This window comes from Peterkaempfera griseoplana, from assembly GCF_001418575.1.
Taxonomy (GTDB): domain Bacteria; phylum Actinomycetota; class Actinomycetes; order Streptomycetales; family Streptomycetaceae; genus Peterkaempfera; species Peterkaempfera griseoplana.
Genome location: NZ_LIQR01000416.1, coordinates 1 through 8,415, shown reverse-complemented (window position 1 = coordinate 8,415; position 8,415 = coordinate 1). Strand labels below are relative to the sequence as shown.

Sequence of the window (8,415 nt, the reverse complement as noted above, 5' to 3'; positions counted from 1 at the left end):
GGTGAGAGGGGTGCGGCGGGGGAGGCGGAGAAAGAGTGAAGGATTGATGGCGAAGATGTGATGCTCCGTCTACTCCCTGTCTGGATTGCGGATTTATCGACAGCTCTGTAGACGCTCGGGCGTTTGGTAACGATGCGGACACGGGACTGTCCTGGTTTCGCACGGAGGTTTGAGCGGCCTCAACGATCAATAGGATGCATCAGGTCAGGTCGAGCTTGCGCGGGGGGCGCAGCATGTCGGCGGTGCGTCAGTCTGCGTGGCCGCCCGGAGGAGACATCTATGTTCCGTGTTCGCGGGCGGGTCATGCCCCGCGTGTCAACTGTCATGCTCGCGTCGAGCATGCTTGTCGGGGGAAGCCTCGCCTTTGCCGGCGCCGCGGCGGCCGACGACGGCCAGGGCGGTGCGAATGTCGCCGTGCTGGGCGACATCGTGCACGGTGGCACGGTCGACATCCTCAACGCTTCCGGCCACGTGGTGGAGCAGCCCACCGGCGGCACCATACAGCTCAAGCTGAAGGATGCGACGCTCGAGACGTACTGCATCGACATCCACAACCCCACCCGGGGCGGCACCGAGTACAACGAGACCGACTGGGACCACTCGGTGCTGTCGGGCAAGAAGGAGCAGCTGGGCAAGATCCGCTGGATCCTTCAGCACGCCTACCCGGTGGTGGACCCCGCCACCCTGGGCGGCAAGGCCGGCGTCACGCTGAACGACGACACGGCCGCCGCCGCCACCCAGGCCGCCATCTGGCACTTCTCGGACGGTGTCGACGCCCACCCGCAGAACAAGGCCGCCGACAAGGTGACCCAGTGGCTGGAGGCGCAGGCGGACCAGAACGGCGGCGTCGAGGAGCCGCTGCCCTCGCTCCAGCTGAACCCCGACAGTGTCTCCGGCAACAGTGGTGAGAAGGTCGGCCCGATCACCGTCAGCACCAGCGCCGACAAGGTCGCGCTCGACCTGGACGCCGCGGCCAAGGCCGCCGGGGTCACCCTGGTGAACGAGAGCGGCCAGGCCGCCACCTCGGCCGTCAACGGCGACAAGCTGTTCTTCGACGTTCCCGCCAACGCCCCCAAGGGCCAGGGCGCCGTCACGGCGTCCACCACGACCCAGATCGAGGTCGGCCGGGTCTTCGGCCCGGTGGACAAGAAGAGCCAGACCCTGATCCTGGCCGGTTCCTCCTCCGTGCCGGTGAGCGCCTCCGCGACCGGCGCCTGGGCACCCAAGGCCCACCAGGGCCCGATCCCCGCCGTGACCTTCGAGAAGGACTGCACGGCCGGCGGCGTCCAGGTCACCGCCACCAACAGCGGTGACGAGGACTTCACCTTCACCCTCAACGGCGAGACCCACACGGTCCAGCCGGGCAAGTCCGAGACCGTCCTGGTGAAGGTCGCCGAGGACCAGCAGTACGACATCAAGATCGAGGGCCCGGCCGGCTACGGCCCGTGGGAGACCACCGGCGTCCTGGACTGCAAGACCGCCACCACCGCCGGCGGCACCACGGGCGGCACCACCACTGGTGGGGCCACGCCCAGCGCGTCCCCGAGTGTTGCGCCCAGCGCCTCCCCGAGCACCGGCACCACGACCGGTGGTGCCACCGGCACCGCAGGCACCACCACCGGCGGCGGCCTGGCCGAGACCGGTAGCAGCAGCGCCACCCCGGTGATCGCCGGTATCGCCGCGGCGCTCGTGGTGATCGGCGGCGGCGTGGTGTTCTTCCTCCGCAAGCGCCGCTCGACCCCGTCCGCCTGATCCAGGACGCGGTCGGCAGCAGGTAGTACCGCCCGGACCCGGCTCCCGTTCACGGGGGCCGGGTCCCGGCGTGCGGGGTGGCCCTCAAGGTTGCGGCACAATGGAGGGTCGTAACCCCTGTAAGTCCATTCCCGACGACGCCGGAGCGATTTCCCTTGGCTGAGTTCATCTACACGATGCGCAAGGTGCGCAAGGCGCACGGCGACAAGGTCATCCTTGACGACGTGACGCTCAGCTTCCTGCCGGGAGCGAAGATCGGCGTCGTGGGTCCCAACGGCGCCGGCAAGTCCACGGTGCTGAAGATGATGGCAGGCCTGGAGCAGCCCTCCAACGGCGATGCCTTCCTCTCGCCCGGCTTCACCGTCGGCATGCTCCTGCAGGAGCCCCCGCTCGACGACTCCAAGACCGTGCTGGAGAACGTCCAGGACGGCGTCAAGGACACCAAGGCCAAGCTCGACCGGTTCAATGAGATCGCCGAGCTGATGGCCACCGACTACTCGGACGCGCTGCTCGACGAGATGGGCAAGCTCCAGGAGCAGCTGGACCACGCCAACGCCTGGGATCTGGACGCCCAGCTGGAGCAGGCCATGGACGCCCTGGGCTGCCCCCCCGGCGACTGGCCGGTGGTCAACCTCTCCGGTGGCGAGAAGCGCCGGGTCGCGCTCTGCAAGCTGCTGCTGGAGGCGCCCGACCTGCTGCTGCTGGACGAGCCCACCAACCACCTGGACGCCGAGTCCGTGCAGTGGCTGGAGCAGCACCTGGAGAAGTACGCCGGCACCGTCGTCGCGGTCACCCACGACCGGTACTTCCTGGACAACGTGGCCGAGTGGATCCTGGAGCTCGACCGCGGCCGCGCCTACCCCTACGAGGGCAACTACTCCACCTACCTGGAGACCAAGCAGGCCCGCCTGAAGGTCGAGGGCCAGAAGGACGCCAAGCGCGCCAAGCGGCTCAAGGAAGAGCTGGAGTGGGTCCGCTCCAACGCCAAGGGCCGCCAGGCCAAGTCCAAGGCCCGCCTCGCCCGCTACGAGGAGATGGCGGCCGAGGCCGACAAGATGCGGAAGCTGGACTTCGAGGAGATCCAGATCCCGCCGGGTCCCCGGCTGGGCGGCGTCGTGGTCGAGGTCAAGAACCTTAACAAGGCCTTCGGCGAGAAGGTGCTGATCGACGACCTGTCGTTCACCCTGCCCCGGAACGGCATCGTGGGCATCATCGGCCCCAACGGCGCCGGCAAGACCACGCTCTTCAAGATGATCACCGGTGAGGAGTCCCCGGACTCCGGCGAGATCAAGGTCGGCGAGACCGTCAAGATCTCCTACGTGGACCAGAACCGCGGCGGCATCGACCCCAAGAAGACCCTCTGGGCCGTGGTCTCCGACGAGCTGGACTACATCAACGTCGGCCAGGTCGAGATGCCGTCCCGGGCGTATGTGTCCGCGTTCGGCTTCAAGGGCCCGGACCAGCAGAAGCCGGCCGGAGTGCTCTCCGGCGGTGAGCGCAACCGCCTCAACCTCGCGCTCACCCTCAAACAGGGCGGCAACCTGCTGCTGCTCGACGAGCCCACCAACGACCTGGACGTGGAGACCCTCTCCTCGCTGGAGAACGCGCTGCTGGAGTTCCCCGGCTGCGCCGTGGTGGTCTCCCACGACCGCTGGTTCCTGGACCGGGTGGCCACTCACATCCTCGCCTACGAGGGCGACAGCAAGTGGTTCTGGTTCGAGGGCAACTTCGAGTCCTACGAGAAGAACAAGGTCGACCGGCTCGGCGCCGAGGCCGCCCGGCCGCACCGCGCCACCTACAAGAAGCTCACCCGCGGCTGACGCCGCCCGGGCCCGGCGGACCGCCCCAGGGCGGTCCGCCGGGCCGCGTAGGCAGCACCACATCGCAGAACTCAGGAGAGCACCCCGCGTGGCACGCCACATCTACGCCTGCCCGATGCGCTGGTCCGACATGGACGCCTTCGGCCATGTGAACAACGTCGTCTTCCTGCGCTATCTCGAGGAGGCCCGGGTCGACTTCATGTTCAACCGCGCCGCCGAGGCGGGGGCCGGCGAGTTCGCGGGCGGCTCGGTGGTGGCCCGCCATGAGATCGACTATCTGCGGCCGCTGGTCCACCGGCCCGAACCGGTCACCGTGGAGACCTGGGTGACCAGGGTGAGCGCGGCCTCCCTGACGGTCCGCTACGAGATCAAGGACATCGACGAGGAGGGGCGCGAGACGGTGTACGTCAAGGCCTCCACCGTGGTGGTCCCCTATGACCTGGCAGCCGGCAGGCCCCGCCGGATCTCGCCGGTGGAGCGCGCCTTCCTGAACCGCTACACGGACGGTCCGGACGACGCGGCCGAGGCCGCAGCCGGTGCCGCGCCCGGCGCCGACGCCAAGGTCCCGACCGCTGCCTCGGCCCCTGCCGCCGACAGCGGCACCCGCGCCGAGGAGGCGGCGGCCTGAGCACCGCACCGGCCATGACCACCCTCCGCCTCGCCGATCCCGGGGAGGCCGCCGACCTGGCGTCCTTCCTGAGCCGCCTGCTCCGCTACGACCGGGCCGCCGCAGTCCGGCTCCAGGCCGCCGCTTCGGCCACCGCCGGCAGCGGAGTGCTGGCCGTCTTCGGCCGACTGCCGCTGGGCGCATCCGGCGTGGTGGCGATACGCGCCGCCAGGCTCCGCGAGGAGCCGAAGGAAACCCTGGACGCCACGGTCTCGGCCGGTCAGCTGCTGGAGGCCCTGGACGAGGAGGCCGCCGCACTGGCCGTCCCGCCCACGGTCACCGGCCCCGCCTGGACCGGGATGCTGCCGCCCCGCAGCGGCTGGCGCCCCCTGGGCGCCCTCCCCGGCGCGCCTGTCGCCGCGGCGGTCGCCGGGGCAGTCGCCGAGTTCCGCTCCCGCAGTGAGGCGATGCCCCCGGAGGACCGCACCCGGGCCGCGCTGGACGCGCTGGCGGACGAGATCTGGTCCCGGCCGCTGGACAGCACGGCCGAGCTGCCGCTGCGCGCCGTGCACGGCGCCCAGGTGCTGGGCTTCCTGCGGCCGGGGGCCGAGCTGTCGGTGTTCCAGGCCGGCGGCTGGCTGCGCCTGAGCTGTCCGCACGGCTCGGTGGCGCTGCGGCGTACGGCGGGGCCCGGCAGCGGCCTGGGACTCACCCCGCTGTCCTGAACGTAGCGGTGCCTGCCTGGGCGAGGCGGTGCCCGTCGTCGGCCTCGGGGGCCGACGGCCTGGGAGCTCCCCCCGTGCGGACGGCGACCCTATGGCTCGGTTGGCCCCGTGCTTCGGCGGGTCTCCGCGTTCGGCCGACCCGCGGCATCAGCTCTCGCGGTTCCGGCCTGCTGCGCGGACGACGGCCCCCTGGCTCGGCGCCCCTCCGGTGTCGGCCCGCTGTGCGGATGGCGACCCCCGGTTCGGCGGGCGTCCGCCGTTCGGCCGACCCGTGCGGTGCCGCGCGCCGGCCTGCGGCACGACAGCCCGCGGACGGCTCAGTCGGCGGTGTTGATCATGGAAGCGGCGGCATAGGTGAGGTAGTCCCACAGCTGGCGCTCATGGTCGGGGCTGAGCCCCAGGTCGTCCACCGCGTCGCGCATATGGCGCAGCCAGGCGTCATGGGCGGCCCGGTCCACCCGGAAGGGCGCGTGACGCATCCGCAGCCGGGGGTGGCCGCGGTTGTCGCTGTAGGTGCGGGGGCCGCCCCAGTACTGCATCAGGAAGAGGGTGAACCGCTCCTCGGCCGGGCCGAGGTCCTCCTCCGGGTACATCGGCCGCAGCAGGGGGTCCTCGGCGACCCCCTGGTAGAAGCGGTGCACAAGGCGGCGGAAGACGTCCTCGCCGCCGACCGCGTCGTAGAAGGTCTCCTCGCTGGTGGCGCCGCGTCCGATCTCAGTCACCCCACCATGGTCGCAGAAGCCGCGGGCGGGCCGGGAGGGGATCCCCGCCCGGCCCGCCCGCGGGCTGTCAGGCCTCGTCCCAGTCGAAGAACCGCCAGGCGATCGCAGTCACCACGGCGGCGAACAGCAGCAGGCCCCCCATGGTGGGCAGTGCGTCGCCGAGGCCGCCGCCCCGGGTGAGAACGCTCTGGGTGGCGGTGACCAGGTGCCGCAGCGGCATCACCTTGGAGACCGTCTGCAGCCAGGAGGGGGCGCCGTCCAGGGGGAAGAACGACCCGGAGAGGAAGGACATCGGCAGCACGATGATCTGTGCCATGCCGTTGGCGGCCTCCTCGGTCTTGGCCACCGACCCCACCAGCAGGCCGATCGACATGAAGGCGATGGTGCCGCAGATGACCATGGGGATGGTGAGCCACCAGTTGCCGGTGAGCTTCAGCCCGAAGGCGGGGGTGGAGGCCACCACCACGAAGATCGCCGTCTGCACCAGCGCGGTGAGGATGCTGACGCCCACCCGGGAGGCCACGATGGCACCCACGCTCACCGGAGCCAGCCGCAGCCGGCGCAGCAGCCGCTTGCGGCGCCAGGTGACCAGCGTCAGCGCGGCGCTGAAGACGGCGCCGGTGGCGATGGCCCAGCCCAGCAGGCCCGGGGTGAGGTACTGGATGGGCTTGATGGACTGGTCCTCGACCGGCGTGGACCTCAGCGTGTAGGCCGGAGGCTTGCCGGTGGCGGCCTGGTTGGCCTGCTGCACCACCGAGTTGACGATCTCCTGGACGGCGCCTGCGCGGACCTGGTCGGCCGCGCTGAAGCGGAGCACCACCGTGCCCGAGCCGTCCTGTTCCACCAGCGCGTCCAGGTCGCCCTTGCGGACCTTGCGCAGCGCCTCGGCCTCGTCGGGCTCCCTGGAGATGGCGAGCACCTTCTCCAGCTCGGTCCTGGCCTGGCCCTTCACCGAGTCCAGCGCGGCCACGGAGCCGACCTGGGCGACCTTGGCGTGTGCGCTGGTGGCGCTCTTGAAGAGGGTGCCGAAGAGCAGCAGGAACATCAGCGGGAAGAGGACCACGAAGAACAGCGCCGACCGGTCCCGCAGAAAGGTGACGATCATCACCCGGGAGAGGCTGCGGAAGGCGCTCGGGGTGCGGCCCGCTGCGGGGCGGCCGGAGCCGGGGGCGGGGCGCCGCGGAGCGGCCCCTGCCTGGGCGGGGATCCCCCCGTGGGCCGCGACGGCGTCGTCCGGGACGGCGGGCGTGCCGTCGCCCGGGGTCTGGGTGGAGGTCTGGTCGCCGGTCACGCCCGGTACTCCCGTCCGGTCAGGTGGAGGAAGACGTCCTCCAGCGTGGCACCGCGTACCTCCAGGCCGCGCAGTGCGCCCTGGTCGGCCAGGACGGCCAGCACGGGGGCCGGTGCGCGGGTGGCGACGGAGAGCGACACCCCGTTGTCCTCGACGGCGGAGAGCTCGGCGCCGGCCGCGTCCAGCAGTTCCCGTACGGCGTCCGCGGTGACCAGGCCGGACTCCACGCTGACCCGTACCGTCTCGTCCAGTTCGCGGACCAGGGCGGCCGGGGCGCCGGTCTTGAGCACCTTGCCGTGGTCCATGACGGAGACCCGGTCGCAGAGGATCTCGGCCTCGTCCAGGTAGTGGGTGGTGAGCACCACGGTGCGGCCCTCGGCGTTGATGTCGCGCAGCAGGTCCCACAGGTTGCGGCGGGCCTGCGGGTCCAGGCCGGTGGTGGGCTCGTCCAGGAAGACCAGCTCAGGGTCGTGGACGAGTGCGCAGGCGATGGAGAGGCGCTGGGCCTGGCCGCCGGAGAGCTTCTCGGCGCGTACCGCGGCGAGTTCGGTGAGGCCGACCCGCTCCAGCATGGCGTCGGCGCTCCTGGCGCCGATCCCGTAGAGCGAGGCGAAGGTGTGGATGGTCTCCCGGGCGGTGAGCCGGTCGAAGAAGGCCGAGGCCTGGAACTGCACGCCGATCCGGGGCAGCAGTCGCGGATTGCGCGGCCAGGGGTTCAGCCCCAGCAGTTCGATGTGTCCCTCGTCGGGTTCACGTATGCCCTCGAGTATTTCGAGGGTGGTGGTCTTGCCGGCCCCGTTCGGCCCCAGGATGCCGTAGAACTCGCCCGTCTCGACGGTGAGTGCCACCCCGTCGACGGCCTGGATGTCCCCGTACCGCTTCCGGATCACCTCGGCGGCTATTGCAGCTGTCATGGGCCACACCCTAGGGATCACGAGTGATCAAAGGTGCGACTTGCGTCGACTCCGATGGTCTCAGTCGGGCAAAAGCACTCGGCTGCCCCCCGCGTGGCGGGGACCGGCGGGGGGACAGCGGGTGGATCGGCAGGTCAGGCGCGGTGGACGGTGATGGTGGTCCAGGCGCCCACGTGCACCCGGTCGCCGTCGTTGAGCGGGACGGCGGTGTGCGGGGTTATGGGGTCGGGGGAGCCGTTGACGGTGGTGCCGTTGGTGGAGTCCTGGTCGACCACGATCCAGCTGCCGTCGGGCTGCTCCTGGAACAGGGCGTGCTGGTGCGAGGCGCCCGGGTCCTCCGGGGGCACCGAGAGGTCGATCTCGGGCACCGTGCCGCGCTGCTGGCTGCGGCGGCCGATCCGCAGCTGGCCTCGGCCGGTCATCGGGATGCGGCGCTCGGGGCAGTAGGGCGGGAAGTACAGGCCCTGGGCCTCGGGGCCGCTGCGGGCCATCATCTGGGTGAAGTAGTCGCGGTCCGCGCTGACCACGGCCACCCAGGTGGACCGGACCGGCGGGGGCTCGGGGGCTGTGGCTTATACACAGCT

General features: G+C 71.0%; 8 protein-coding genes. 4 read left to right on the top strand and 4 right to left on the bottom strand.

Annotation, left to right across the window (positions count from 1 at the left end; translation table 11 throughout):
- Positions 1-339: 339 nt before the first annotated feature.
- The 4 genes from AOK09_RS28240 (at position 340) to AOK09_RS28225 (ending at position 4,904) form a co-directional block, all read left to right on the top strand.
- Positions 340-1,752 carry a thioester domain-containing protein gene (locus AOK09_RS28240; RefSeq protein ID WP_245687512.1) on the top strand — a complete coding sequence of 471 codons (1,413 nt, stop codon included), beginning with the start codon at positions 340-342 and terminating at the stop codon, positions 1,750-1,752.
- A gap of 155 nt (positions 1,753-1,907) precedes the next feature.
- Positions 1,908-3,572 carry an energy-dependent translational throttle protein EttA gene (ettA, locus tag AOK09_RS28235; protein WP_055590078.1) on the top strand — a complete coding sequence of 555 codons (1,665 nt, stop codon included), beginning with the start codon at positions 1,908-1,910 and terminating at the stop codon, positions 3,570-3,572.
- Between the two features lie 88 nt (positions 3,573-3,660).
- Positions 3,661-4,200 carry an acyl-CoA thioesterase gene (locus AOK09_RS28230; protein WP_055590077.1) on the top strand — a complete coding sequence of 180 codons (540 nt, stop codon included), beginning with the start codon at positions 3,661-3,663 and terminating at the stop codon, positions 4,198-4,200.
- A 14-nt stretch (positions 4,201-4,214) separates the two neighbouring features.
- Entirely contained in the window at positions 4,215-4,904 is a 690-nt protein-coding gene (locus tag AOK09_RS28225; RefSeq protein ID WP_055590076.1) for a hypothetical protein, read from the top strand.
- Positions 4,905-5,221: 317 nt separating this feature from the next.
- On the opposite strand, the gene AOK09_RS28220 is transcribed toward AOK09_RS28225, so the two are convergent.
- The 4 genes from AOK09_RS28220 to AOK09_RS28205 all read right to left on the bottom strand — a co-directional run bounded on the left by AOK09_RS28220 (position 5,222) and on the right by AOK09_RS28205 (position 8,364).
- Positions 5,222-5,626 (bottom strand): globin, encoded by a 405-nt coding sequence (locus AOK09_RS28220; protein ID WP_055590075.1) that lies wholly within the window; start codon positions 5,624-5,626, stop codon positions 5,222-5,224.
- A gap of 67 nt (positions 5,627-5,693) precedes the next feature.
- Positions 5,694-6,917 carry an ABC transporter permease gene (locus AOK09_RS28215; protein WP_245687511.1) on the bottom strand — a complete coding sequence of 408 codons (1,224 nt, stop codon included), beginning with the start codon at positions 6,915-6,917 and terminating at the stop codon, positions 5,694-5,696.
- Positions 6,914-7,831 carry an ABC transporter ATP-binding protein gene (locus tag AOK09_RS28210; protein WP_055590074.1) on the bottom strand — a complete coding sequence of 306 codons (918 nt, stop codon included), beginning with the start codon at positions 7,829-7,831 and terminating at the stop codon, positions 6,914-6,916. Before AOK09_RS28210 ends, AOK09_RS28215 begins: the two co-directional genes overlap by 4 nt.
- A 134-nt stretch (positions 7,832-7,965) precedes the next feature.
- A complete protein-coding gene (locus tag AOK09_RS28205; RefSeq protein ID WP_055590073.1) occupies positions 7,966-8,364 on the bottom strand; it encodes an FHA domain-containing protein in 399 nt (132 codons plus the stop codon).
- Between the last annotated feature and the right edge of the window lie 51 nt (positions 8,365-8,415).